We start from the raw sequence: 24,106 nt of genomic DNA, 5'->3' as shown, positions 1-24,106 counted from the left end.
TAAGCCATAAGGGCACGTTAGTTCAGCGAACAACGTGCCCTTTTTTTTGCCTGTATTTACATATTTTCAACCCGTTACTAACACTACTACCAATGGAGCAACGTATGATTTTGCCAGAGCTGATTATCGTGCTGGCGGCGATATATTTAGGCGCACGCCTCGGTGGGCCAGGTATCGGCCTTGCCGGCGGGGTTGGAGTACTGATCCTTACGCTGGGATTCCAGATAAAGCCCGGCGCCATTCCTTTCGACGTGATAGAAATTATCATGGCGGTGATCGCCGCTATTGCCGCTATGCAGGTTGCCGGCGGTATGGATTACCTCGTTAGCCTTGCTGAGCGGCTCCTGCGTAAGCATCCACGCTATATTACTTTTTTGGCCCCTCTGGTCACTTATTTTATGTCCTTGCTGGCAGGCACTGGCCATACCGCTTTTTCTACTTTGCCGGTGATCGCCGAAGTTGCTAAAGAACAGGGGGTGCGCCCTTCCCGTCCGCTTTCCATTGCGGTCATAGCCTCACAGGTGGCCATAACGGCCTCGCCTCTTTCTGCGGCCGTGGTGTTCTTTTCCAGTATCCTGGAGCCAAAAGGCATCAGCTATCTGGGACTGCTTTCTGTCGCTATCCCATCGACGATGATCGCTATTTTCCTTACGGCGCTGGTGACTAACTTTCTTGGTAAAGAGCTAAAAGAGGATGATGTTTATCAACAGCGTCTGGCTAAAGGTGAGGTTGTGCTGCGAGGTGAGACGGTATTTGAAGAAAAACCTGGCGCAAAGCGCTCAGTACTGCTTTTTCTGTTCGGTATCCTTGCCGTAATGCTGTATGCCACCGCTATCAGTGAAACCGTTGGGCTGATCGCTAATCCTGTCTTACCTCGCAACGAAGCGATCGTCGTGTTTATGCTGACCATTGCCGCGCTGATATGCCTGAGCTGCAAAGTCGATACCAGCAGCATTCTCTCTGCCAGCACGTTCAAATCGGGGATGAGTGCCTGTATCTGCGTCATGGGCGTTGCCTGGCTTGGCGATACCTTTGTTAAAGCGCACATCGGTGAAATCCAGCAGTTTGCCGGTCAGTTGCTGCAAGACTATCCCTGGATGCTGGCCGTGATTTTGTTTTTCGCGTCCACATTACTTTATTCACAGGCCGCGACGGCTAAAGCATTAATGCCTGCTGCGCTGCTGCTTGGCGTTTCACCCGTGACCGCTGTGGCCTCATTTGCTGCCGTTTCTGCTTTATTTGTTCTGCCGACCTACCCCACTTTGCTGGCAGCCGTTGAAATGGACGATACGGGTTCAACACGCATCGGTAAGTTCGTATTTAATCATTCATTTATTGTGCCCGGCACGCTGGCAATTGTGCTATCTGTCGCATTCGGCTTTATCTTCGGCCATTTACTTCTCTAGGCTGCTTACCGGGCTGCGTGTTAATGCGCTCAGCCCGGTACACCGTTTACATCCTGTAAAAGCACCACCCATCAGGTCATGATATAGTCTGCGCCCCGCGAAAGATCGCCAGTACCGCTCACCATGAGCGTGCTGTAAGTTAGCGCTCTCGGATGTATTCCCAGATGGAGAAAGTGAGTTCCGCCATGGTTAAACGCCTCACGCACTGTTTTTTGCTGCTATTTATGATCCTGTCCTCAGGTGCCCACGCCTCTTTGTTCGGGCCAGGCAACGGCACGCATTTCGGCACGGTTAATCAGGCCTTCAGCTTTGACTTCAGCCAACGCGCCGGGAACCTGACGCTCAGCTGGCAGGTTAAGCCTGGCTATTACCTCTATCGCCAGCAAATCCATATTAAGAGCCAGGGTGCCACACTGGCGGACTGGACGCTGCCTGCGGGTAAACCTCATGAAGATGAGTTTTACGGGAAAACTGAAATTTACCCAGAAAGTTTGACGATCCCTTTAACGCTATTACAGGCTGAAAAAGGTGCCACGGTAAGCGTTACTTATCAGGGCTGTGCCGCCGCAGGCTTTTGCTATCCACCGGAAACCCGCACGGTCCCCTTAGATCCGATTAACGCATCCAGTATTACAACAGATGCTCAGGAGATGAAGGCTGGAAAGTCAGCATCGACGTCGGGTGACAGCCGCACTAAACCGGCGAATGCAGCGCAGAAAAAGCAGCCTGAAGATTTGCCTTTTTCGCCGCTCTGGGCACTCTTAATCGGCATTGGCGTCGCGTTCACGCCTTGCGTGTTACCGATGTATCCGCTGATATCCGGCATCATTTTGGGTAGCAATCGACGCTATTCGCTACGCCGCCTGTTTGCGCTGGCGATGATTTACGTACAGGGAATGGCGCTGACCTATACGGTGATGGGCATTGTCGTCGCGGCAGCCGGTTTACGCTTCCAGGCTGCCCTTCAGTCTCCAGCCGTGCTGATTGGACTGTCCACGTTATTTATCTTACTGGCGCTGTCAATGTTTGGTCTCTTCACGTTACAGCTGCCTTCTTCACTGCAAACCCGTCTGACGTTGTTAAGTAATCGTCAGCAAGGCGGCTCGCTGCCTGGCGTATTCTTAATGGGCGCGCTGGCGGGGCTGATTTGCTCACCCTGCACCACGGCACCGCTCAGCGCTATCCTGCTCTATATTGCGCAAAGCGGAAATATGCTGGCGGGTGCGGGGACCTTATATCTCTATGCGTCAGGCATGGGGCTGCCGCTGATTGCCGTAACGCTGTTTGGCAATCGTCTGCTGCCGAAAAGCGGTGCCTGGATGCAAACGGTAAAAGAAGGGTTTGGTTTTGTGATCCTTGCACTACCGGTTTTTTTGCTGGAAAGAGTCACGGGCGAAACATGGGGCGTGCGTCTTTGGAGCGTACTGGGCGTGGCATTTTTCGGCTGGGCGTTTATCAGCGTTAAACCGAATAACGGATGGCTGCGTTGCGGAAAAATTCTGATGCTGATGGCTGCACTCATCGCTGCTCGCCCGCTTCAGGATTGGGCCTTTGCTACGCCTGTTGGGCAAACCGACGCCGTTCACCTGGACTTTAAGCGTATCCATAATGTGGCGCAGCTTGACCAGGTGCTGCAACAAAGTAACGGACGAATCACCATGCTGGATCTGTATGCCGACTGGTGTGTAGCCTGTAAAGAGTTTGAAAAATACACATTCAGTCAGCCGGAAGTCCAGCATGCATTAGGAAAAACCCAATTGCTGCAGGCAGACGTAACGGCGAATAATAGTGATGACAGCCAGCTATTACAGCAGCTGAACGTTTTAGGATTGCCCACCATTCTGTTCTTTGACGCTAAAGGAAATGAAATTCCTCAGTCGCGCGTCACGGGTTTTATGGACGCCACCACTTTTATGCAGCATTTGCAGAAACTGGCACGGTAAACGACACTGGATAAGGAACTCACGGCTCCGGCCCTGAGAATGCATACAAGAGGAGAGTCACTTGCAACGTGAACAGGTACTCGAGCATGCGCTAAATGTACTCGAGCAAAACGGGCTGGCCGCTTCAACATCTTTCGCTATGATGGCGGACGCTGCGGCCTGCCAGGAGCAGGATTTACATCGCTACTGGCCCGATCGTGAGGCGCTACTGTATGACGCCTTACGCTATCACAGTCAGCAGATTGACATCTGGCGGCGCAAACTGCTGCTGGATGACTCGCTAAACAGGGAACAGAAACTGCTGGCGCGCTATCAGGTTCTGGAAGAAGCCGTAAATAATAACCGCTATCCGGGTTGTTTGTTTGTTGCCGCCTGTAGCTTTTACCCACAGCCAGACCATCCTGTCCATCAGGTCGCCGATCAGCAGAAACGAGCATCCTGGCAATATAGCCACGACTTGCTGTCTCAGCTTGAGCTGGATAATCCTACGCTTGTGGCGCATCAGATGGAGCTGATACTGGAAGGTTGCCTCAGTCGACTGTTGGTAAAACGCAACGTTCAGGAAGTGGTGGTTGCCCGCTCTCTTGCTGGAGATGTGCTGAGTATTGCTCTGTGTCGTAAAAATGGCGCGCTGGCCTGAACGTCTTTCGTGCTGGATGGATGAATTGCAGCCAGTTAACCTGCAATTCGTCGTTTTTTTTGAAAAACCATTGACGTAAGACGGGCTTTACGGTTTAATGCGCCCCGTTGCCCGGATAGCTCAGTCGGTAGAGCAGGGGATTGAAAATCCCCGTGTCGGTGGTTCGATTCCGCCTCCGGGCACCACTATTCGAAGCACGCTGGTCAGAGGTGAGAAAACTGACGGGCGTTTAACGGGAGTGGTACTTGTTGATGTTGATCCTCACATCAGCATACATCAAGAAGTTACCCTCTCGATTAGGGAGCCTGTTCTCAGCAGGCTCCCTTTTCTCGATCACCGTGAATAATTACAATGACGTGACTGAATGTCAACCATTGTAAAACATCTCTTCAGCCTTATCGGTGTAAAGCGCCATTTCTTTCTCCAGCGCCTTACTGACAATATCCATACTGATATCAACGTATTCCATTGTTGTGCTCACATTACGATGCCCCAGCAATCCCTTAACCAGTTGCAGGTTTCGTTCAGGAGAGCTCATCAGTGTTGTGGCAAGCGTATGCCTGAACCGATGGGGTGAAATGTCAAATCCACACTCTTTTGAGAGACGTCGGAAAAATGAACGTAATGGCTGCAGCGAGGGCTTTTCAGAAAGAGACGCCCTGTCTGCAGGCGAAGATACAAATCTCTCATAATGAAACAGCGCGTCATTGTTGCCGGCACCGCAGTCTCTTGCACGTTGCAGCAATCCCTCCAGGCGCGGACGTAAATGGCTGACAACGGGTACCCGCCACTCACGATAGGTTTTGCTGCCTTCTGTTCTCAGCTCAATCCAGCCATCCTCAAGACAGACGTCTTTCAGACGAATGTGCAGCAATTGATTCTGGCGCATCCCTGTATAACGCAGCGTGTCCAGAACTGCCAGCCAGTACCACACCGGGCGTAATGCACATTTTGATTCGGACATTTGTTCAGAAGAAAACTGCTGCATGGTCAGCCAGATCTTTGTCATCTGGTTTTTGGTGAGCGTCTTTTTCCTTTTCTTGTCATGTTTAACCGAAACGCCGCTGAAGGGATTTTTTGTAAAGTCCGTCAGTTGAGAAGTAATGGCAAAATTATACAGTGCGCGCATGTGAGTGACCTTATTGTTCCAGGTATGTGCTGACAGGCCCTGTTTTTTTAATACGTGTCTTCGCCACTCAAGTACTTCACGACTGGTTATGCTGTAAGGTGCCCGCGCTTCCCCGATATGCTTTCTGAACCCGCGAACCACTTTCTGATAACTCCATTCTGTATCTTCACGTAGCGACTTACAGAAAAAATATTCATCCAGAAGTTCTTTCCATAGCCAGTCAGCGTTTATTTCGTTCATTTTCCATTCCTCTCAAAGTTACAGATACGCACCAGATGTCAGACCGCGATTACGGTCAGGGAAACAAAAGGAACTGACTGTCCTGAGGGATTGTCTTTCTGAATACCTGTCTGCTTTTAACCAGATAGCCTTTCATCCGTTTAAACTTGCCTGATTTATCGGGGGTATCGAACAACTGAGCGAAGTAAAACCTCCTGTTATCCCTACGTTTATGTAAATTAAGTTGCTCAAAAGACGACTGAACTTTCTCCCGATTATCTGTGGAGCCGGTGGCCTTAAGGTAGTCAAAAAAAATGCCGGGGACGGGTAAAAAGACGTAACCGGCAATAATGTGAACTTTGTCATCTTTACCATTAAAAGCGATCTCTCCCCGGTTGATCCCTTCCCGAAGCCAGTCAAAAAAACGCGTTCCTTCCACTTCTCCAGCACCGCTGACTGCCCCGGATGCGGAATGTAATCTTTCATCACATTTGTTAACAAAAGCAACCGCAGAATTTTCTGACTTTCCCTCTGTGGGATGACTGTCTGAGCTTTCAGAAAATTCAATAGTTTCAATGGGGTATGATGAAGCTATTTTTTCATTTTCAGAAAAGGGCTCTTCAGGTAAAGCCTCACTGCTATCACCGTCTGTTGCCATTTTTTCCGGTACTTCAAACAGAGATAAAAGCGTGTCAGTGTCGTCAGCAACTGCCGTCATTACTGTCTCGTTGGCAGGGCTTTCTGATCCGGAATCGCTGAGGTCCTCTGACAAAAGGCTGTCAGTTTGAGAAGCCGGCTCAATACTGGAAGCAAGATCAAAAATTGCCGGAGCCGCTAAAGCATCTGTCGTATTCGTATCTGATTGGTGAGAAGAAACGTCCGGGGATAAAATCGAAGTGTGTATCGTCTGAACCGTGGTTTTATCTCCAGATAGTCCACCTGCTAAGGTATTTACTACTTCGTCAGTCTTTGACTCTATCAGAGGAGAATCTGTTTTCTCTGCAGCCTGCTTCATCAGGCTTCGTATCAATGGCATGCCCGGGTGCTGATTCCAGAGTGCGCCGGCAAGGTTGCCCAGTGCCCCGGGATTCTCTGCCAGCCAGCCCGTTGCCTCTGCCGGCATAAGTTGCCCGGCGGCAAGCGCCGCAAACGCTGATGCGTTCTCTGCCTCCCGGAACCGGAAACGATAAGGCGAGTCCGGAACGGTCATTCCCGGCAGCCAGCTTTTACCGTCAAGCAGCTCCCCCTCCAGAGTCGCAAGAAGAGGCAGGTGCCAGAACAGTGCCGACCAGAAAATCACCGCATTCCACATCACATTCTGCGCTGCCTGCTCTTCCGGTGCCGCGCCGGGGGGGAACATGTACCCTTTTGCCAGCCTGACCGCACAGGTAGTGAACTGCAGCGTAAGGTCGCCAAAACCGTCTGACTGTGACCACCTTCCCTGCTGCGTAGCCGGCACATTCTGTACCCTGGCTAGCAAACCATTCAGAGGTGCCAAATAGAGGCGCTGATACAGGTCTGCGGGCAGAGAGCAGTTCTCCCATATCTGCTGCAGGCAGCTTTTTCGTAGCGGGGTGGCGCACATCATGCCGGCCCCACGCGGGGCGTGGTAGCCGACAGGCGTGACTGTGGATTTAGGATGTAGTGCTTCTGATTCGCCTTTTGAAAACAGAGACCTCAGGGTCTTGATTCTGCTGAGCATGGTGTTCTCCTGGTACAGGGCTGCTCAGTGTTATGACACTCCCTGCGCCACACCATAAAAAACCAGTTATTCAGTTCCGGAAGTTTCTCCCGCGTCGCCGGGCATAACGGCATCGTTCTCATCATCATCCTCACCGGCTTCGCTGACGCTTTCATCATCGGCCTCGCTGAGCCAGCGCACCAGCTCGTTCAGCACAAGCGTCTCTCTTGCCCGTGTGACAGCCACATACAGCAGGTTAGTCTCATCCTGTCGCTCTTCCTGCGAGAGAAGCGGATCGGTGATATCAGTAAAATCCTCACTGAGCATTACCACCGGCCATTCCAGCCCTTTACTGCGGTGTGCGGTTGAAACCGTGACTTGAGCGTCTTTTTCATGAGTGACGACCTGACGGCGCATAATGGCCAGTTTTTGCGGAAGCGGGAAAAAGTCATCGAGCAGGCGAATAGCCTGGTTCATCTCCACGTCCTGGGTGGCTTTGGCTATCGAGCAGTACTCGTCAAAATCCCGGTAGTCCCGGCTGAGGCGCGGGGACTGCATCTTTTCAGGCATATCAGCGGAGAACCAGTACAGGTCTTCCAGCTCCTCTGTTTTGTAGCCTTCAATCCCCCCGACCCAGAAGACCTTTTTCTCCATAAGGCTCGCCGTCAGGGCGCTGCCGATCACGCCTGATACCGTCCGGCTCAGTACAGCAATGTGCTCAGCCCCTGCCGGAAGGCTACTGACGACAGCATCCTGCCCCCCGTTACCTGTCACGCGCTTTTCCTCTCCGGCACGTTCAAGCAGGATGTTGGCCACACGCGCGACCTCAGGGCCAAACCGAAAACTCGCCGTCAGCCATAACCGGTCTGCCTGCGCCAGCTGCGGGGCGCTGAGTGCATTATCTGCCCCGCGAAACCGGTAAATCTGCTGGTAACGGTCGCCGACCAGGATGACACGGCAGGGCTGATTCAGTACAAACGCACTGGTCACCGGATTGGCGTCCTGGGCCTCATCAAAGAGTATGGTGTCCCAGCGTTTTGACAGGTCAGGATGAGAGAGCTGGAACAGTTTAAGGTAGGTGTCGTGCGTGACGGGAAAGACTGAATCAGTACGGCTCATTTCATACCAGAGGATCTGGATTGCCCCCAGAATTTTACCTGCATCGAGACCGTGGCGATCATCCTCAGCAGGCAGATGTATCAGCCCCGGCTCGGGGTCTGAGCTGCAGAGGAACATATTCAGCCCGCTGAGCGCCAGTCTGGTCAGCGGCCAGTGGCGGGTGTTGAGCTTTCTGGCCACATCCGTAATGCGCAGACTGGCTGTCAGCCGGTCACGGAAATGTTTCCCAAAACGGGCCCATGCCAGCTGATGTGACGTTTTACACTCTACGTTATAAGGGAACCTGCGTTCAGCTTCATCCCGCACAGCGCGGTTGTAGGCAAGGTAAAGCATCCTGCTTTCCGGGTTGGCTTCAGCGTAGTTCACCAACGTGGAGGTTTTTCCTGTGCCGGCAAAAGCGTTCACCACAAGATGAGTGCCCTTCCACTCAATGATGGCGTTTTGCTCGGCTGTGTTTTTCCAGGTCATGGGACTCTCCGGCAACTGCGTATAAGAAATCAGACTGGCAGCGGGAGGCGTTAACTGCGATAAAAAACCAGATACCCCGCTTTAGAAATAAAAAACGCTCCCGATCGGGAGCGTGTGGATGTGATTATGCTGCCTGCAAGTGCCGTGGATCCAGACGAACAGGCCAGCCGCCGAGATAGTGCCCGGGGGTGTAGAGTATCCGGCGTCGCTCATTGGCCAGAGTGTTACCGATCACCACTTCCCCGGCAATTCCGCACAGGGACAGCTGTATATAAGCCATTCCGGCCGCAAGCGGATCGATATCTGTCGCGGAGACCCACAGATACCGGTGCGGTGGCCAGCCGGCCTTTTGCAGAACATCAGCAAATGCCAGCACCATGCAGCCGGCACCGCACGCAGGCTCACTCAGGGTGATGAAGGGTTTCTCACGGAACAACGTTTCAGTGTCGCCCAGCTGCATGGCCGCCATCATTCTGGCCACGTCCCAGGGCGTAAAAAACTGCCCCCAGTATTTGTCACCCAGCTCCAGCTGCATAAAGACCCGGCCAAGGAAGTCTCCCGGCGCGTCACCCAGTCCGTTAACAACGTGGGCCAGCAGCTGGGCCATGCGCGTGACGTCCTCCTTTTCGTATCCACCGACTATACGCAGATACTTTTGCTCCCGCACCTCACTGAAGTGAAGCCGGTTTTCCAGCGCAATGACGCTGCAGCTGATGAAGTCTTCAAATACCTTGAACCGGTGATGATACCGGGCCGTCTGACTGAACAATTTAACAAAGGCTTTTTCGTGGTTAATCATGCCAGGCATGCGTTTCTCCATAAAAAAAGGGACACGCACCCTGACCAGAGGACGTGTCCCCTGAGGGTAAAAAGCCACGGCATTGCCGTGGCTGGGTTAACGGAGGCGCAGGCTTTTAACCCCTGACCTCACGATATGATGCAGCGTCCTGAACCGGTGAAGCGGGCTCATCGCTGACCAGATAAAGCACCTGGCCGGACTGAGGCGCGCCGGACGCGCCTTTGTATCCGTCAACATGCTCACCGCCGTCATAGCAGTCGTAACCACTGAGCCCGCTCACGGGCTCGCTGTAGCTGTGACGCACCTCGCAGTCAAACACCGCTGAGATATCCCCGACAACCTCACCTGACGGCGGGAGCCAGGGCGTATCCATTTGCAGCGTAAGACTGTTTGGCGAATGCCGCTGCCAGCTGACATTGTGCCCGGCCGGCCACTCCATGCCGTACTGCCGGCAGTAGAGGCTGGTTGTGGTCGACACACCGGACATCAGCCCACCGGCCCCGTTCAGCTCTGCTGCCAGCCGCGTGGGTATGACGACCAGCATGTCGCAGGGCTGGGAGCGTTCAGGATACTGGCTGAGCCGCTCCCAGGCAGCCGAAGCATCAGACTCCTCGCCGGCACTGACCAGACCAAACCAGTCGGTGTATTGCCGGATAATCAGTTCTGCCATAACGTCACGGGATGAGACGGGGATGTTTTCCCATTTCAGCGCACCCAGACCTGACTGGTGATACAGCCGGTCAATGGCCCGGATGGTTTCCGCATCAAGAACGGCGTCCTTCAGCAACAATGCCAGCCAGTTTTCAAACGCCTGGTTGGCCGCAGTGGAAAGCCCTGTGCCTGCACGGACCAGCCCCTGAAAGGGCGGATACGACGTGGTGCGCACCGGTTTAAGTATCCCCGCCGCGCCGGCCAGAAAAAGCTGTATGCTCTGCTGCACAGCGTGGCGGTGACGCGGGACGTCAGTCCCGTTTATCCACTGCAGCATGACATCGATGCAGACGGATTTACCGGTGATTTCCAGGCGGTTATGACACCATTCGGACATAGTGAATACTCCTCTTTCATAAAAAAAGAGGACACAGCCCCCGTGAGGAGCAGTGTCCTCACGGGACGGTGACAGTTACGGAATAACCGCCACCGGAAAAGTTAATTACGCCGCCACAGCCTGACGTTCAGGCAGTGCCAGCAGGTATTCCGACGCTTCCCGGGCATGCCGGCAGGCGCGGAACAGGGCCTTTTTGTCAGATTTCAGCACCTTCAGCCAGTGGTCCACATAGCTGTCGTGCTGAACCTCACCGGATACGCCAAGCTGAGCACACAAAAACGCGCTGCCCATTTCGGCGATGAGCTCCTCAAAAGCATACACCGGGTCCCCGAACTGCCGGGATGAGGAGGTTATCCCCTCCCGGTTAAGTCGCTTCGCATGACCGGTACTATGTACCAGCTCATGCAGCAGCGTGGACCACCAGTCCGCCTCCGTAAAAAACTGCCCGGCCACCGGCATCACAATTTCATCCGTCAGCGGGCGGTAATATGCCCGGTTCTGAGGCAGCGTCCGGTGTTTAACACCTGTGGCGTTAAACATCCGGACTACCCTGTCCATCACGTCCGGACTGAGTATGCCGTCCTCATCCACCGCCGGCGGTTGCTCACGTGAAGCCGCCACCTCTGCCGGCAATCCCTCACACTGCTCAGCGTTGAATAGCTGCAGGGGTTTAAGCATCGGCACGGTTTCCGTTAGCGGTTTGCCGTCACTGTCATAAAGGCGGTTGCCCTCACGGTCTTCCGCCTGTTTCGTCCAGTCCCTGTAAACCACGGCCAGGGTGGCTTTCTCACCTTTACGCACCTGGCCGCCGGCCTGCTGCGCCTGCCGGTAAGTCAGCCAGCGGTGATTGCGAAAACCCTGCTCTTCCGCTGACATCCAGAGAAGCAGGACATTCACGCCGCTGTAGTGACGTTCGGTGGTGGCGTTCAGGGGCAGACCGGCCAGACCGCTGCCGACAGCTGCACGCCACGGCTTACGCCAGGGCGCGACACCGTTTTCCAGCGCGACGACGATGCGGTCAGTTATCTGGCGATAAAGGTCAGTCTGTTGTGCCGGGCGGCGGACCGCCTTACGTGAAGTTGTTTTTTTCATGAGATATACCTTCAGTCAGAGGCATACCCCTGCGCCGGCGGGCGCAGAGATACGCCCGTCGACGGGAACACTCACCCGGGGTGAGCGAAAAAGAAGAGATCACAGCGGGTCAGTTTTCAGTGACGCGCTTCAGTTCATACAGATGGAACTCCGCCAGCACGAAGGCATTCCAGTCCTCACTGCTCAGCACCCGCTCACCACCGGACAGCAGTTGCAGCAGCAGGGAATCAAACGCGCCCTCACTCACCGGCGTTTGCAGTACCGGCTGAGGCGTTGTCAGTGACGGATGCTCAGGCAGTCCAGTGTGGCGCTCAATCCAGCGCAACGGTATTGCCCAGCTGCGGCCTTCGTCAGAAGAATGTATCCGGAAGCTGCCCGGACACAGGTTGTGCAGCAGGACCATCACAACACGCGCAAAGAAATCGCAGGGCTGATGCTGAAAATCCAGCTCCTGGATACTCAGCGTATTGTTGTTGCGCTCCCGCTCAATGGTCATGTTGACCGGCCAGAAACTGCCGCCTGAATCACCACAGAACGCCATGACGTCAGCAACCGGAAACAGGTCAGCCGCGCGGTTAAGCGACGGCAGATACATATTTCCAGGACGCAGGCGCACCGGCAGTTGCCAGAACGTTTCTGTGACGGCCAGAACGAAAGCATGCCAGTGACGTAACGGAACCGTGCTGACGTGCTCAATGGTATAAACAACCGACATGGAAGCCGGGGAAGAAGACAGGTCTTTCATTGATAAATCCTCCGCAAAGAAAAAAAAGGGGGATTTATCCCCCGGACGGGAGTCAATCCCCGTCAGGGTGTGTTCTGTCTGATTACATCATTTCGAGGGCGGCGATAGCTTTGTCACCACAGGCCTCATCCTGCCCCCGGGCCACAGCCTGCTCCCAGAAAGGGCGGTTAATTTCTTTACCGAGACCGTCAAGGGTGCAGAGAAGTTCTCTGGCCGTGGCAGGCAGCGGTGGAATATCACCGTCCCTGAGAAAACAGACAAACCAGCCATAGGCTGTGCCGGTGCTAATGATGGCCTCTTCCGGATACGTCAGTTCATTCGGTTCATCCCGGTCCGTATGAAGGCCGAGACGCTGAAATGCCCTGATGCTCAGAAGCTCACTCTCAAGCAGGCAAAGCCAGCTGAGTGTGTCCAGAGGTGTTTTGAGTGTGTAAACGTCTGCGTACATAGGTATATCCTCAGTTAAATAACGGGATATCCCCTCCGACGGAGAGATATCCCCGTCAGGGTCCACAACATTTGCCGGCTGAAATTTTCAGCCGTTCAGTTCAGTGCATATAATAAAACGATAGCGCAGGTGTGCCAGGTGCTGTGCCTGACGGCAGGCATAACGGTATGCGTTCCGGCGACCTGTCATTCCCTCAGGAAAGGAAACCGGCAGACGGTGAAACACATACTCAGCGCGGTGGCACCCGGTACGGAGGGTAAGAAAGACCTTAACGCCCTGGTCTTTGACGGAGGTGATATGCGCACGAACGGCATAATTGCCCGAGCCGTTGACATACCAGCCGCTGCTACGGCGCAGATAAAAGAGAGATTTTAATCTCCGGACAGCTGCGTCAGCAGACTGCTGAAGTTGCGCAAGAAGGTGTTCAGGGAAAACCGCAGAAGAGATGACAGACATGGTGTTTCTCCATAAAAAAAGGAAACACCTGCCCGAACGGGAAGTGTTTCCCGTCGGGGAGTCAGAAAAAATGACATTCTGACTGTCTGATTAGTTGAAATGACCTCAATCACTGTTCAGTGATCTCCGTTTCCAGAGGTTAAACGGATTTACCACCCGAAGGCATCCTCTCTCAGGCAATGAGGATTTTCCGGCCACCCGAAGGTGTTTCTCTCAGACCGGTGAAACGTTGGCTGGCAGTCACCCGAAGGCGCTCCTCTCAGACTACCGGAGCATTAGCTGGTTGCACGAAGCAACGAGTAAGCATGTTCATTTTCAGAGCAAATAGTGATTATGTCAACTGACGAACTGGCACAATACTACGGCTAGGATTATATACATTTTGATGTCTTAGACTCTGACTAACTTCGCAGCCATGGGGTCGTAGACATATCCGATAATGCTACCATCCTTGATACGTGCAACAGCTTCGTCGATGACGAACAACGGAACGAGAAACCATTCCTCGGGCTGCACAGGATGGCCGAAACGGTCGTTAATGGTGATGCTAAGCCGAGCGGGTGCGAACAGCCTGTGAAACAGGTTTTCCATCCGGGTGCGGTTGATGCCTGCGAGTTTGTATGAAGCTACCACCTCGACCTTCGCCAACAGATAGGTAGAATCGTGTTCAGCATTGGCAATACGAGTCTCTACCTTGCCGCCAGTCACGCCGATCTTGTGAATGACATCACGATGTGATGCCACGTAAGGGTTATCAGATAGAGAACGCAACACATAAATGGTGCCACTTTCTAGATCACCCTCTTCTAGAGCATCGCTGAATAAAGGCCCCATGTCTGGATCGGTAATTCGGCGTGCTGTTTCGTCTTTATACAAAGCACGAACCAATGACAGCCGAAGTAGGTTGCTTTCCGTACCATTCGAGTAAATGACACGCAGCCGAGCATCTTTCTTTCCCTGTGGCGAATCGAACTCTTCACCTTCCTCAGCCACATAAGCCGTTTGACCATCCAGGATAAACCAATGGCCCACTTCAATCGTTGCATACTGCCCGAAAGGTCGGGTCACTCTTAACCCTGAACTTAGATCACTGCGCACTTGCTCAAATAGCGGTTTGAACGCATCAAAATCCCCGCACGGCTTGCGATCTGCGATCCCTTTTACAGCACGTTTTTCGGCGCTAGCACGAACATGACGCAAGACTGTGATATCGTCCGTACGGGTAATGTCTACAAGTTCGGCAGCCAAGTCATCGATGTCGATAATTTTGTCCGCTGACTCCACTACCTCGCCCCTTCCGGCCAATAAGTCCTGATGATCCAACGGCTCAAGCAAGGCGCGGCAGCCTGGGAGACAGCGTAGACGATCGAGCCGCACAGCATAGAGGCGCTCGAAGATCTCACGATCTTCGCCATGTTGCGGCACACGTCCATGTTGGTCAGCGAAGCGCTGGATTTCCTCAAAACCTCCGATGATGCGTTCCTCGCTGGCTGGACGTCCTTTTTTCTTCTCAGGAGGTGCAAATTCGGCAAGTTCATCAGCCAAATCATCTAGATCAGATTTACTCATAACGCCCCTCCGCTCTGAAACGCATAAACGCAGCTGCGCCTTCGGCAAGGTGCTTTTCCCAGGCATCCGGCGAAGTTAACGATGGGAGGCGTCCACGTTCACGTTTGAATTCAGCAGCACGCTTGGCGATCACCTTGGCATCTTCAGGCGTGAACGAAGTACGCTTGGCCGAGATGGCCGCCGCAACCTGTTTCAAGCTATCTTCGCTCATCGTCTTAGCAAGGATGGCGTAGGCTTCACCAAAGGGGTTGATGCGGTCGATAAGATCTATGTCTAAATCGCGTACGTCCATCGCAAAGCGTCGCACTCCGTCGATAAGGGCAGTATTAAGCATCCCATCATTCTCATCGGTGGCAAGACGCTTGGCCTGCTGCGTGAGGTTAAGGGCGGCAATAGCATGCTGACGTACCGCCTCCTGATCTTCAGCGTCAAGTTCAGGGTACTTTTCTTTAATAATCTTCCCCATACGAACCTGTGTTAATTCTTCGGGAATCAGCTCTTCATCGAACAGACCGCGTTCGATGGAGGGCTTATCCTGCACAAAGGCCGCGATCACTTCATTTAAATCTTGCTGGCAGATGCGTACCGCCTCTTTGCTCTTGGGCTCGGCAAGTCCCTTAATCTCGATTTGATACGTCCCTGTCTGCTCATTAACACCCAAATTGCAGCTATCTAGGTCATACCCTCCATCACCATAATCAAAGCCTGGAGTCGGACCGCTTTCTGGGTTCTTAGACTTGAACTCGAAGCGCGGAGCCAGTACCTGTTCCATCAGCAGGCTTGCCGCGATGGCTTTCAAGGTATCGTTGACTGCCTCGGTCACCGCGCCCTCTACAGCGTCCGGCTCGGCGATCAGGTTAGTAAATCTCGCGCGTGTTTTACCCGGCGCGTCGCGAGTGGCGCGACCGATGATCTGCACGATCTCAGTCAAGCTGGCACGGTAGCCAACTGTCAGCGCATGTTCGCACCAGATCCAGTCGAAACCTTCCTTTGCCATACCAAGTGCAATAATGATGTCCACATAGTCACGATCTGTCTTCATTTCTACAGCACGAAGGCTTTCCTGAATCTTGCCTTGACTAGTTGGGTCCACCAGGTCAGCGATACGCAACATTCGGCCATCGAGGCATTTGACTAGCTGGAAACCAGTCGCAGGATCCGCACCTTGCCAGTCGCCAAGCTCGCCGAGAATGTGCTCCACCTCCTTGATTTTATCCTTCGTGCTCTCGCGCGAATTGACGTTAGGAATATGGATAATGGTCTTTTTGTCAGGATCGAGTACATTGAGGATGTCATCGACGTAGGAGCCACCGTAGAAGAAGTAGCCGATATCGAGTTGCTTGAGGTATTCGTAACCGTTGAGTTGTTCGTAGTAGGTGTAGGTGACGGTATCGAACCGGGACTCATCCTGAGGAGCCAACACGGCCTCCGCATCCCCCCTGAAGTAGGAGCCGGTCATGGCAACGATGTGTGTCTTGTCGCGCGCGATGAACTGCCCAAGATGCTGACCCAGCTTGTTATCCGGGTTAGCTGACACATGATGGAATTCATCGACGGCGATCAGGCGATCGTCAAACGCATCTACGCCGTAGGCATCGACCGCGAAGCGAAAGGTTGCGTGTGTGCAGACCAGCACCTTATCGCTACCTTCCAGAAAGGTGCCGAGAGATTTCACCTTGCCACCATTGTCGTTACCGGGCGCATTGCAGAGGTTCCACTTTGGTTTGACATGCCAATCAGCCCAGAAGCCATACTGCGATAGCGGTTCATCGTTAAAGCTAGCACCGATGGATTTCTCTGGAACGACGATGATGGCCTGTTTGATCCCTTGGTTTTCGAGTTTGTCGAGTGCAATGAACATCAGAGCCCGACTCTTACCGGAGGCGGGCGGCGATTTGATGAGAAGATATTGTTCTCCGCGCTTCTCATAGGCCCGCTCTTGCATGGGCCGCATCCCAAGGGTATTAGCCTTGGTTGATGCTCCGTTGTGTGCGTAATTAACGGAAATGGACGGTACTGACTTGATCTTGATGCTCATGCGTTAGCTCCTGCTTTACGCTTCTTACCCTTGGCTGATGCAGCCGAAGCAGCCATCTTGATGTAAAGGTCGAATAGCTTCTCTAGCCGCTCTGTATCGTTCTTAAAACGACGACCGATGTAGATACGCTCCAGAACTTCGTCGTTGCGATCATGTGCAGCACGCAGATCGTCAGGCATGTTCGAGGGATCGTACAGATCAGCAATGGTCGCGGGAAAATGATGCTCACGCACCAGAAGTATGTCCTCTGCGCAACGCGTTAGGTCAGCCTTGTTTTTCTCTGTGAGTATTGGTACTGGGAAGGTGTTCCAGCCTAGAGTATTAGAGTAGCGATAGCGTGTCTCCAACTTGCCGCAGATGGTGGCAATCCAAACTAGATGTAAGCGTGAGGCAATCAAAGCCATGCACCAAAGAGGGGCGTCATACAAACCGAACGCGGCGTTAGAAACAACTGCCCCGCGTGCCAAGCCGCCGACTGGTAAGAACTGCCTGTTCTCACTAGTATGAATGGGAATGATCAGCGGCATTGCTTCGCCTGAATCACGTCCGTGCCTAACTTCCGCGAATAGATGAGCGCAAGCAGCCTGCTCCCTAGTTTTGTCTTTCTTACTGTGAGCACGGAAACGCTGGACAGCGTCGATACGGGCTTTAATAAACGGAAACATCAATGCCTCCGGCAACTCTTCATCGGTAATCCATAGACACCATCGACTCTTACCATCAATGTATTCGTCACTACCAAGATATTGTTTGATGTAATGCTTTACTCCTGGGTCCGTAATCTCGTGATAATCCTGCGCCTTGATGACAAGCCCTCCACCATCCGCCGGCTTGCTGCCATAGTCCATTGGAGGCAAACCATTTAGAGGTTTGCCAGCCTTTTCTACGACTATACAAGTATTAGGAACAAGGTACGGCCCGATGAAGTTGACTCGACGCTCTTGCGGGAGGTCCTCGATTCCCTCTTCATAAAGGCGTGCGTCGTTTACTCTAGTCGCAAGACCTACCACTACCACGGAGACAGTGGCGTTGTTAGTAGCAAGGTTTTTCCAAGGAAATGACGTTCTGGCGAAATGGATGCGCAGCCCATCAGTTAAAGCTAATGACCAAAACGCCGGAACCTGTTGGCCTTGGCAAATTGAGTTAGTCGAAACAAAAGCACATTGAGTGTTGTGAGACAGGCACATCTGTCTCGCCTTCCAGAACCAACCCAAAACGTAGTCCAAAGATTTCCACTGAATTCCTGTGCTGACAAAAACCGACGACAAGTCACTTTTCTCCTTGTCGCTCATCTCGGATTGCCCTTTGTAAGGTGGATTTCCGCAGATATAAGTCTCGCCTTCTTCGTACTCAAACTTAATCCCTGCTTGATTGACCGGCATTTGAAAGGGGTCGTCCGTCATCAATCTCACACTTGAGCCGCCAACCCCCATCAAACCAGCCCAGTCAAGCCGTAGAGCATTGCCGCAGGTGATCCAGTTCTCGTTGCGTAAAGGTAGAAACTCTACTAATGCCAGCTTTTGACCTCGATATAGCACATCACACTGGTACTCGGCGATAATCAACGCGAGGCGGGCAATCTCCGCCGGAAAATCACGCAGCTCGATCCCTCGAAAATTGGTCAGGGGGATTTCCGATGCAAGATCCGGCTCACCGCGACGCTGATTGATCTCTGCCTCGATAGAACGCATTTCCTTATAAGCGATGACCAGGAAGTTGCCCGAACCACAGGCCGGATCGAACACGCGGATACGGGCGATGCGCTTGCGCAGGTTGATCAAGGTGCGTGGGTTGTCACCCGCCTCTTCCAGCTTTGTTCGCAGATCGTCGAGAAATAGCGGGTTTAGTACCTTCAGTATGTTGGGAACACTGGTGTAGTGCATCCCTAGCTTGCCACGCTCCTCATCATCGGTGACCGCCTGAATCATCGATCCAAAGATGTCCGGGTTGATTCTGGTCCAGTCAAGATTGCCAACGTGCAGCAGGTAGGAACGTGCGATGCGGCTAAAGCGCGGCACTTCTTCACTACCCGAAAACAAAGCACCGTTAACATAAGGAAACTCAGCGGCCCAGCGTGGAATACCGACGCTGGCACGCCTATAGCTTGGGGTGTTCATAGCGCGAAACAGCGTGGCGATAACGTCGTGCATATTTGAAGCATCACGCTCACTCATCTGAGCAATGGTCTCGGTGAAGCGTCCCTTACCGATAAATATATCGGTGTCTTCAGCGAAGAAGCAGAATATTAATCGCGCCATGAATTTGTTCATGTCGTGACGACGCTCCGCAGTACCCCATTCAGGATTATCTTTTAGTAGTTCGACGTACAGACGGTTTAGACGGCTGGTAGCTCGAATGTCGAAGGCGTTTTCGCTAATCTGGCGAACGGTGGTTATACCTGCCAGCGGCAGAAAGAAGCCGAAGTGATCGGGAAAGTTTTCAAAGGCGCAAGCGATGGTCTGGCCGCTGTTAAGGTCTTCGGCTTCAAAGTATTTGCCGTCGGTGGCAAGGATGAACTTCGCCTTGGCCTTGCCTGTTGCCGAGCTGGCCTTGAGTGCAGCCAGCGCCTGTGTGACCTGACCCTCTTCACTGGCAAGAATGTGAATGTTGTTTGTCTGAAGAACGCCGCCCAAATCGGACTTGTTCGATGCCCCGGCGCGCAGGCGTTTGATGGTCGTTTCCTTGTTACCAAAGGCTTCAAGGAAAGCATAAGGAAATCCTATGGGATCAAAGGGCTGTTCCGCAAGATCTGTGATGGCTTGTTCAATTTCTACGGCGTTCATTTGCGTACAGCTCTCCCTTTGCATGTGGCCGCCCAGCAGCTACCAGTGTGCAGTGAAATCATGTCCTATCCTGCATTTTTTTGGGAATTTTTGACAGTAAGTTTAACAGAATAGAGTCCGGCTCTGTAGCGGATTCAATTCCCTGCAAGAACGCCACGCAAAACTGTCGTAGCGCACTAATTAAACTACATTAATGAAGATGTGAAACGTCCACTTCTAGCACACATTGGACAGACATACGGCGTGGAAGGCCTGCTATATGCTAATGAAGAATTGTCTTTTGATGAAATGCACTTGCTATAACTTTGAGAGTTTGCAGCATGCCCCCGTTGTATCTTTAGAGTGTACCCCAGAGAAACCACATTAAACCTACTCAAAAACATATTTTATTACCACCTATATGATACCATCTAGCCTGCGACCATCTAAATGACACATCTGGGGTGAAAAATGTACGTCTTTGGGTATCTTCGGGCCTCCACCGCTGGGCAGGACGCCTCCCGTGCCAAAAAGGCTATCAGGGAATTCGCTCAGAGCCATAATCAACGCGTGGCCGGGTGGTATATCGAGAACCAGTCCGGCACAACAATTAACCGGCCAGAACTGCTTCGCCTTCTTGATGACGCCGAACCTGGCGATATTATCCTCATTGAGCAGGTCGACCGCCTTTCACGTCTTGATGATGCCGGCTGGGAAACCCTGCGCAAGCAGATTGCTGACAAGCAGCTGTCAGTCGTCAGTCTCGATTTACCGACAAGCCATATGGCTCTCAGCAGCGCCGTTACTGACGCCTTCACCGGCAGCATGCTGAAGGCAATCAACGGCATGATGCTCGACATGCTGGCCGCAATATCCCGCAAGGATTACGAGGACCGCCGGCGTCGTCAGTCTGAAGGCATCAGCAGGGCAAAAGCTGAGGGGAAATTCAGGGGCAGGGTGGCCAACCCTGAAAAGCACGAATTGATCAGAACCCTGCGACTTTCACAGGGAAAGTCACTTAACGAAACAGCACGGCTTGCCGGTGTGTCCAGGGCCACCGTCATACGCGTCTGCAGGGTGGCTGAGTAGAGCAGGAGGAAGAAAATGAATCGTATAACCGACAGCCGCAGGGACCAGCTTTTTGACTCATGCGGCATACACCATATGGGGCGTGAGTTTGGCACCAGGATATGCACCTTCGCGGTAAGCATCCGTGACGGCGAAAAAGCGTGGATGAAAATGCACCTGCACCCTGAATCTGATAAATGGGTTGTCATCGTCCGTAAACGTCAGTTCCTGGACGCATGGGCGCGTTCAGGCCAGGAGCATCATCTTGCTACAGGCGATGAATCAGTATGGAGGCAGGATTATAAATTCCTGCACGCAGAGAAGGGGTTTTCTGACGGAATTTCTAACCCGGTTTCTCTTGCCTGGTGTGGTGCTAATTATATTACAGAAAAGGGTCTTCCTGCGCTGAGCGTGGGCTTTACGGACGGTATTACCAGGACAATCTGGCTGCTGGCCAATGGCGCCGAACATTTTCCGGTAAGTGTTTTTTCAGAAACATGCGCGCGCCTCCTGTACAGAGGTGCGGGTGCACGCAACACTGAACCACTGTCAGTCTCCTATCTGTTACAAAATTTTGAAGAGCCATACCACAGAGATCTAAGTTAAGAGCTTATATGAATGAAGTCTCACTGCGCCGCATTGAACGTGACCTGGTCCTGCATTTCGACGGGAAACAATATGTCCCTTACTCATATAACCAGGCTGGCAGATAAAGAAAATTTTGAATTAATTAGAACGCTTCGTAAGGAAAATGGAAAGTCAATAAACGAAACGGCAAGACTCGCTGGCGTATCTCGCATGACAGTTATCAGAGCATGTAAGGATTAAGATTAGTTTTTAATAAGCCACAGCCCTGATTGTGCTGTGGCGTTACGTCCTGAAGTAATGTGTAAAAACGTCTATTCCGTTTCCTCACGAAAATAAACCTGTTTGATATACCGCCCCCGGCCATCACCATGCCCTAAATCCATCGAGACTAATGCTTCAGCTTCGTCGCGGCTCATTCCATTTTTAATATGATGATTTACAGCATCACATGAATAAGCGTAACGTAAACTGTGCGGTGCATTTTTACCATTCATCCCTGCCTCTCGTACAATATTTCGGTATCGGTCTATTGCGGTATGCAGAGAAGGTTTATCAATCAGTTTTCCGTTATGCTCACTGACATAATGAATTGCCTTATCAAGAATTGATAAAACCTTTTCACGATTAAAAACCGTTGTCTCTCTCGGCCTCCCGCCTTTCGTCCCGAAAACAACACGAACACGCTCATTATTGTTAATCAATGACTGCTTCCATGTTTTTAAAGACTTTGCGGACTGCACAGTTTCTTCTGTCCTCAACCCAAGGTATCTGGAAAGTTGTACCGCAAGCGCAACACCTTCATCTTTTTTAAGAGCAAAATTTACAACTGCGTTAAGTTTTTCATCTGTAATAGGGAGTTTAGTTCCGTCCCGGTTAGCACCTGAAATTCCCAGCGCCTGATTACTCAGACTCGTATGATTGGGATCGGCCAGTTTATTTCTTCCTGCTGATAATAAAACAGAGCGGATAGCAGACATCTCATTTTGTAACGTCCTTAGAGAAAGATTGTCAGCCTTTCTGCTCTCTATATACTTTTCTATATGGGACGTTTTTATATGTTTTACGTCCCTGATCTGGATATTCAGTTCAGAAAGTCGTTCAGAAAACCGTTCTGCAATTCGTGAGCGGTCAGCCACCGTTTTATAACTTCCCCGCCCCTGGCGAGCAAGAGTGACCAGTTGTTTGCACAGCTGTTTACTGAATCTGGACATTTCAATATCTCCAAAGGCATACACGTCCCTCTGCTTATAGAGAAGCAGACGGATCTGTAGACCAGCAATTCATTCCCCGACGACACGGTTGCTTTTGCGCTTCATGCGTCTCGACTGGTATCTGTGCATCGGGGCGGCGAATTGTTGAGTTCTTGCGAGGCACCCCAGATCTCTGATCTGTTTGCTGCATATGCAGAGCTGACTTACGTCAAGCTGCCTCCAACACTACTGCTCGTAGTGTCGCCATCGATACCGAGTCGATTTCCTCCTTACTGATAGTTGAACGTTCAGACGGCCTCCCGTCGTGCTTACGTTGATGTGAAAGTGAGTTTAATACCGTACTAACACGGACTACATGTTGGTCAGATGGTAGTAAAACGTTGAAAACCACGTCGTACGTGGGTTGAGACGTTATGCGCTGCGCGCGTCACTTGGTAGTGTCTTCGCCACTTCACAAGTGACGCCGCGCAGCTTCGTGCTCCTAATGCAACGCCGTAAGCGGCCAAATGTACCAAATGGCCTTATCCGTCGATGCAAAAGTCGTACGAAACTCAGGGCGTATCCCTGAAAAGAATCATAACGTAGTGAAAGATCAGAGCCTGATTCAGCTCCTTTGTAGACAATTCATCATCATAAAGATGTGAATCATTGATGTGATAGCCGGTCATTCTCAACCGGTAACCTTGACCAGATTATGGTTCCCGTTTTCAAAGGTTAAACGGGTTTCCCGCCCAAAGGCGTCCCTCTCAGGTTTTCGGGACTTTAGCTGGCAGTCACCCGAAGGCGCTTCTCTCAGACCGCTGAAGCATTAGCTGGTAACCGCCCGAAGGCACCCCTCTCAGGTTACTGGGGTTTTGGATGGTCGCCGTAGCGACTTCTAAGCAAAGTGGATATTAGCAATGGCTCAAATAACCGTCAACTATCTTGCGTTATTTATAATCAGGATCTGGATAAATCACTATGGCAATTGACTTTAGCTCTTCAATCTCATTAGCGAGAAAAGGTATAAATGAATTTTTTTGAATTTTTTCAATTATTCTGTCTCCCAGAACCATGGGTACGTACTGATGACCAGGGAAAATTTCATCAGGCTTACCTACCAACACGCCCCCTGCTAATTCATGACAATCGGAATAAAAACCAGCAATACTACTCAGATAAGAAATATCGATTAAATGACCTGTATCTGTTGTGTACCACGCATGGAGATTTAAAGCTGGTCTGTCCAGAAAGTCCTCATGCTGAAATCCCTTCCTGGACCATTTTTCAAACTCATCATATGATGGGTTATAAATACTTTGATCACCTTTCCATATTTGCCCAACAGTTGTCCATATTCTGCAACCTAAGGCATCTTCAAAATAAGGCTTTAAAAAATGACACCACTTAATACATTGTCCTGCGGAAGATTTGAAATCTCGCAAGCCCGTTGCAAAGCACACATACTCCATCATATTTTCATAATTAAGCGGCCTTTCATTTATATCTTTAATCTTGCCTTCGTTAAATCCTAATTTTTTTGTAAATTTTAAAGCATGCTCAAAGTTAGCAACATAGTCCAGTGTGTCACTATATCCTAAAGTACGATATCCTTTCTTTTTTCTGAGAGATGATAAAAGATTAAACATAGCCCACCCATTAAATATTGAGTGTGGACGCACCTTATCCACACTCATA

General features: G+C 51.7%; 19 protein-coding genes, 1 tRNA gene and 1 pseudogene. 7 read left to right on the top strand and 14 right to left on the bottom strand.

Going from position 1 to position 24,106, the window contains the following annotated elements:
- Positions 1–104 precede the first annotated feature (104 nt).
- From EHV07_RS02060 to EHV07_RS02045, 4 genes are all read left to right on the top strand, one after another.
- The gene (locus EHV07_RS02060; protein WP_147194417.1) at positions 105–1,406 is read left to right on the top strand and encodes an anaerobic C4-dicarboxylate transporter; all 1,302 of its coding nucleotides are present in this window, start codon (positions 105–107) and stop codon (positions 1,404–1,406) included.
- Positions 1,407–1,591: 185 nt separating this feature from the next.
- Positions 1,592–3,349, top strand: coding sequence for a protein-disulfide reductase DsbD (locus EHV07_RS02055; RefSeq protein ID WP_147194414.1), 1,758 nt, complete (start codon positions 1,592–1,594; stop codon positions 3,347–3,349).
- Positions 3,350–3,410: 61 nt separating this feature from the next.
- A complete protein-coding gene (locus EHV07_RS02050; RefSeq protein WP_147194411.1) occupies positions 3,411–3,989 on the top strand; it encodes a transcriptional regulator in 579 nt (192 codons plus the stop codon).
- Positions 3,990–4,098: 109 nt separating this feature from the next.
- Positions 4,099–4,174 (top strand) — tRNA-Phe (locus EHV07_RS02045).
- Between the two features lie 182 nt (positions 4,175–4,356).
- Here the strand turns inward: EHV07_RS02045 and EHV07_RS02040 are convergent.
- The 12 genes from EHV07_RS02040 to EHV07_RS01985 all read right to left on the bottom strand — a co-directional run bounded on the left by EHV07_RS02040 (position 4,357) and on the right by EHV07_RS01985 (position 19,583).
- A complete protein-coding gene (locus EHV07_RS02040; protein ID WP_147194408.1) occupies positions 4,357–5,358 on the bottom strand; it encodes a site-specific integrase in 1,002 nt (333 codons plus the stop codon).
- A 55-nt stretch (positions 5,359–5,413) separates the two neighbouring features.
- Positions 5,414–7,039 carry a TraI domain-containing protein gene (locus tag EHV07_RS02035; protein WP_147194405.1) on the bottom strand — a complete coding sequence of 542 codons (1,626 nt, stop codon included), beginning with the start codon at positions 7,037–7,039 and terminating at the stop codon, positions 5,414–5,416.
- Between the two features lie 66 nt (positions 7,040–7,105).
- Positions 7,106–8,605 (bottom strand): UvrD-helicase domain-containing protein, encoded by a 1,500-nt coding sequence (locus tag EHV07_RS02030; RefSeq protein ID WP_147194402.1) that lies wholly within the window; start codon positions 8,603–8,605, stop codon positions 7,106–7,108.
- 124 nt (positions 8,606–8,729) lie between these two features.
- The gene (locus EHV07_RS02025; protein ID WP_147194400.1) at positions 8,730–9,413 is read right to left on the bottom strand and encodes an N-6 DNA methylase; all 684 of its coding nucleotides are present in this window, start codon (positions 9,411–9,413) and stop codon (positions 8,730–8,732) included.
- 106 nt (positions 9,414–9,519) lie between these two features.
- Positions 9,520–10,452 carry a DUF1281 domain-containing protein gene (locus tag EHV07_RS02020; protein ID WP_147194397.1) on the bottom strand — a complete coding sequence of 311 codons (933 nt, stop codon included), beginning with the start codon at positions 10,450–10,452 and terminating at the stop codon, positions 9,520–9,522.
- 105 nt (positions 10,453–10,557) lie between these two features.
- Positions 10,558–11,544 (bottom strand): ArdC family protein, encoded by a 987-nt coding sequence (locus EHV07_RS02015; protein ID WP_147194395.1) that lies wholly within the window; start codon positions 11,542–11,544, stop codon positions 10,558–10,560.
- A 109-nt stretch (positions 11,545–11,653) separates the two neighbouring features.
- Positions 11,654–12,289 carry a hypothetical protein gene (locus EHV07_RS02010; RefSeq protein ID WP_147194393.1) on the bottom strand — a complete coding sequence of 212 codons (636 nt, stop codon included), beginning with the start codon at positions 12,287–12,289 and terminating at the stop codon, positions 11,654–11,656.
- Between the two features lie 82 nt (positions 12,290–12,371).
- Positions 12,372–12,737: a hypothetical protein gene (locus EHV07_RS02005; RefSeq protein WP_147194390.1), complete on the bottom strand. Its 366-nt coding sequence runs from the start codon at positions 12,735–12,737 to the stop codon at positions 12,372–12,374.
- An 87-nt stretch (positions 12,738–12,824) separates the two neighbouring features.
- Complete coding sequence (locus EHV07_RS24420; protein WP_168199581.1) at positions 12,825–13,193, bottom strand: hypothetical protein; 369 nt, start codon at positions 13,191–13,193, stop codon at positions 12,825–12,827.
- A 390-nt stretch (positions 13,194–13,583) separates the two neighbouring features.
- Positions 13,584–14,762 carry a GIY-YIG nuclease family protein gene (locus EHV07_RS01995; protein ID WP_147194387.1) on the bottom strand — a complete coding sequence of 393 codons (1,179 nt, stop codon included), beginning with the start codon at positions 14,760–14,762 and terminating at the stop codon, positions 13,584–13,586.
- Positions 14,755–16,800 carry a DEAD/DEAH box helicase gene (locus EHV07_RS01990; RefSeq protein WP_147194384.1) on the bottom strand — a complete coding sequence of 682 codons (2,046 nt, stop codon included), beginning with the start codon at positions 16,798–16,800 and terminating at the stop codon, positions 14,755–14,757. The genes EHV07_RS01995 and EHV07_RS01990 overlap by 8 nt, the downstream gene beginning before the upstream one ends.
- Complete coding sequence (locus EHV07_RS01985; protein WP_147194381.1) at positions 16,797–19,583, bottom strand: DNA methyltransferase; 2,787 nt, start codon at positions 19,581–19,583, stop codon at positions 16,797–16,799. Before EHV07_RS01985 ends, EHV07_RS01990 begins: the two co-directional genes overlap by 4 nt.
- A 450-nt stretch (positions 19,584–20,033) precedes the next feature.
- Between EHV07_RS01985 and EHV07_RS01980 the strand changes: the two genes are divergently transcribed.
- The 3 genes and pseudogenes from EHV07_RS01980 to EHV07_RS24805 all read left to right on the top strand — a co-directional run.
- Entirely contained in the window at positions 20,034–20,651 is a 618-nt protein-coding gene (locus EHV07_RS01980; protein WP_147194378.1) for a recombinase family protein, read from the top strand.
- Positions 20,652–20,666: 15 nt separating this feature from the next.
- Entirely contained in the window at positions 20,667–21,236 is a 570-nt protein-coding gene (locus tag EHV07_RS01975) for a hypothetical protein (protein WP_228744749.1), read from the top strand.
- A 108-nt stretch (positions 21,237–21,344) separates the two neighbouring features.
- Positions 21,345–21,458 (top strand): annotated as a pseudogene (locus EHV07_RS24805) (helix-turn-helix domain-containing protein); the annotation flags it as partial.
- 71 nt (positions 21,459–21,529) lie between these two features.
- On the opposite strand, the gene EHV07_RS01965 reads toward EHV07_RS24805, so the two are convergent.
- Positions 21,530–22,429, bottom strand: a complete 900-nt coding sequence (locus EHV07_RS01965; RefSeq protein WP_147194375.1) for an integrase domain-containing protein — start codon at positions 22,427–22,429, stop codon at positions 21,530–21,532.
- A gap of 929 nt (positions 22,430–23,358) precedes the next feature.
- Complete coding sequence (locus tag EHV07_RS01960) at positions 23,359–24,105, bottom strand: hypothetical protein (protein WP_147194372.1); 747 nt, start codon at positions 24,103–24,105, stop codon at positions 23,359–23,361.
- Position 24,106: the final 1 nt, after the last annotated feature.

It is taken from the genome of Pantoea sp. CCBC3-3-1, assembly GCF_007981265.1.
In the GTDB taxonomy this organism is placed as follows: Bacteria; Pseudomonadota; Gammaproteobacteria; order Enterobacterales; family Enterobacteriaceae; genus Erwinia.
The sequence above is the reverse complement of the archived record's forward strand: the minus strand, read 5'-3'. Positions and strand labels throughout refer to the sequence as shown.

What these genes read in the sequence shown, in the direction of transcription:
- EHV07_RS01990 (WP_147194384.1), bottom strand. Translation starts at nt 16,800, where the DNA reads ATGAGCATCAAGATCAAGTCAGTACCGTCCATTTCCGTTAATTACGCA.
- EHV07_RS02060 (WP_147194417.1), top strand. Translation starts at nt 105, where the DNA reads ATGATTTTGCCAGAGCTGATTATCGTGCTGGCGGCGATATATTTAGGC.
- EHV07_RS02055 (WP_147194414.1), top strand. Translation starts at nt 1,592, where the DNA reads ATGGTTAAACGCCTCACGCACTGTTTTTTGCTGCTATTTATGATCCTG.
- EHV07_RS02030 (WP_147194402.1), bottom strand. Translation starts at nt 8,605, where the DNA reads ATGACCTGGAAAAACACAGCCGAGCAAAACGCCATCATTGAGTGGAAG.
- EHV07_RS01965 (WP_147194375.1), bottom strand. Translation starts at nt 22,429, where the DNA reads ATGTCCAGATTCAGTAAACAGCTGTGCAAACAACTGGTCACTCTTGCT.
- EHV07_RS01995 (WP_147194387.1), bottom strand. Translation starts at nt 14,762, where the DNA reads ATGAGTAAATCTGATCTAGATGATTTGGCTGATGAACTTGCCGAATTT.
- EHV07_RS01980 (WP_147194378.1), top strand. Translation starts at nt 20,034, where the DNA reads ATGTACGTCTTTGGGTATCTTCGGGCCTCCACCGCTGGGCAGGACGCC.
- EHV07_RS01960 (WP_147194372.1), bottom strand. Translation starts at nt 24,105, where the DNA reads ATGAGTGTGGATAAGGTGCGTCCACACTCAATATTTAATGGGTGGGCT.
- EHV07_RS01985 (WP_147194381.1), bottom strand. Translation starts at nt 19,583, where the DNA reads ATGAACGCCGTAGAAATTGAACAAGCCATCACAGATCTTGCGGAACAG.
- EHV07_RS01975 (WP_228744749.1), top strand. Translation starts at nt 20,667, where the DNA reads ATGAATCGTATAACCGACAGCCGCAGGGACCAGCTTTTTGACTCATGC.
- EHV07_RS02025 (WP_147194400.1), bottom strand. Translation starts at nt 9,413, where the DNA reads ATGCCTGGCATGATTAACCACGAAAAAGCCTTTGTTAAATTGTTCAGT.
- EHV07_RS02020 (WP_147194397.1), bottom strand. Translation starts at nt 10,452, where the DNA reads ATGTCCGAATGGTGTCATAACCGCCTGGAAATCACCGGTAAATCCGTC.
- EHV07_RS24420 (WP_168199581.1), bottom strand. Translation starts at nt 13,193, where the DNA reads ATGTCTGTCATCTCTTCTGCGGTTTTCCCTGAACACCTTCTTGCGCAA.
- EHV07_RS02040 (WP_147194408.1), bottom strand. Translation starts at nt 5,358, where the DNA reads ATGAACGAAATAAACGCTGACTGGCTATGGAAAGAACTTCTGGATGAA.
- EHV07_RS02015 (WP_147194395.1), bottom strand. Translation starts at nt 11,544, where the DNA reads ATGAAAAAAACAACTTCACGTAAGGCGGTCCGCCGCCCGGCACAACAG.
- EHV07_RS02035 (WP_147194405.1), bottom strand. Translation starts at nt 7,039, where the DNA reads ATGCTCAGCAGAATCAAGACCCTGAGGTCTCTGTTTTCAAAAGGCGAA.
- EHV07_RS02010 (WP_147194393.1), bottom strand. Translation starts at nt 12,289, where the DNA reads ATGAAAGACCTGTCTTCTTCCCCGGCTTCCATGTCGGTTGTTTATACC.
- EHV07_RS02005 (WP_147194390.1), bottom strand. Translation starts at nt 12,737, where the DNA reads ATGTACGCAGACGTTTACACACTCAAAACACCTCTGGACACACTCAGC.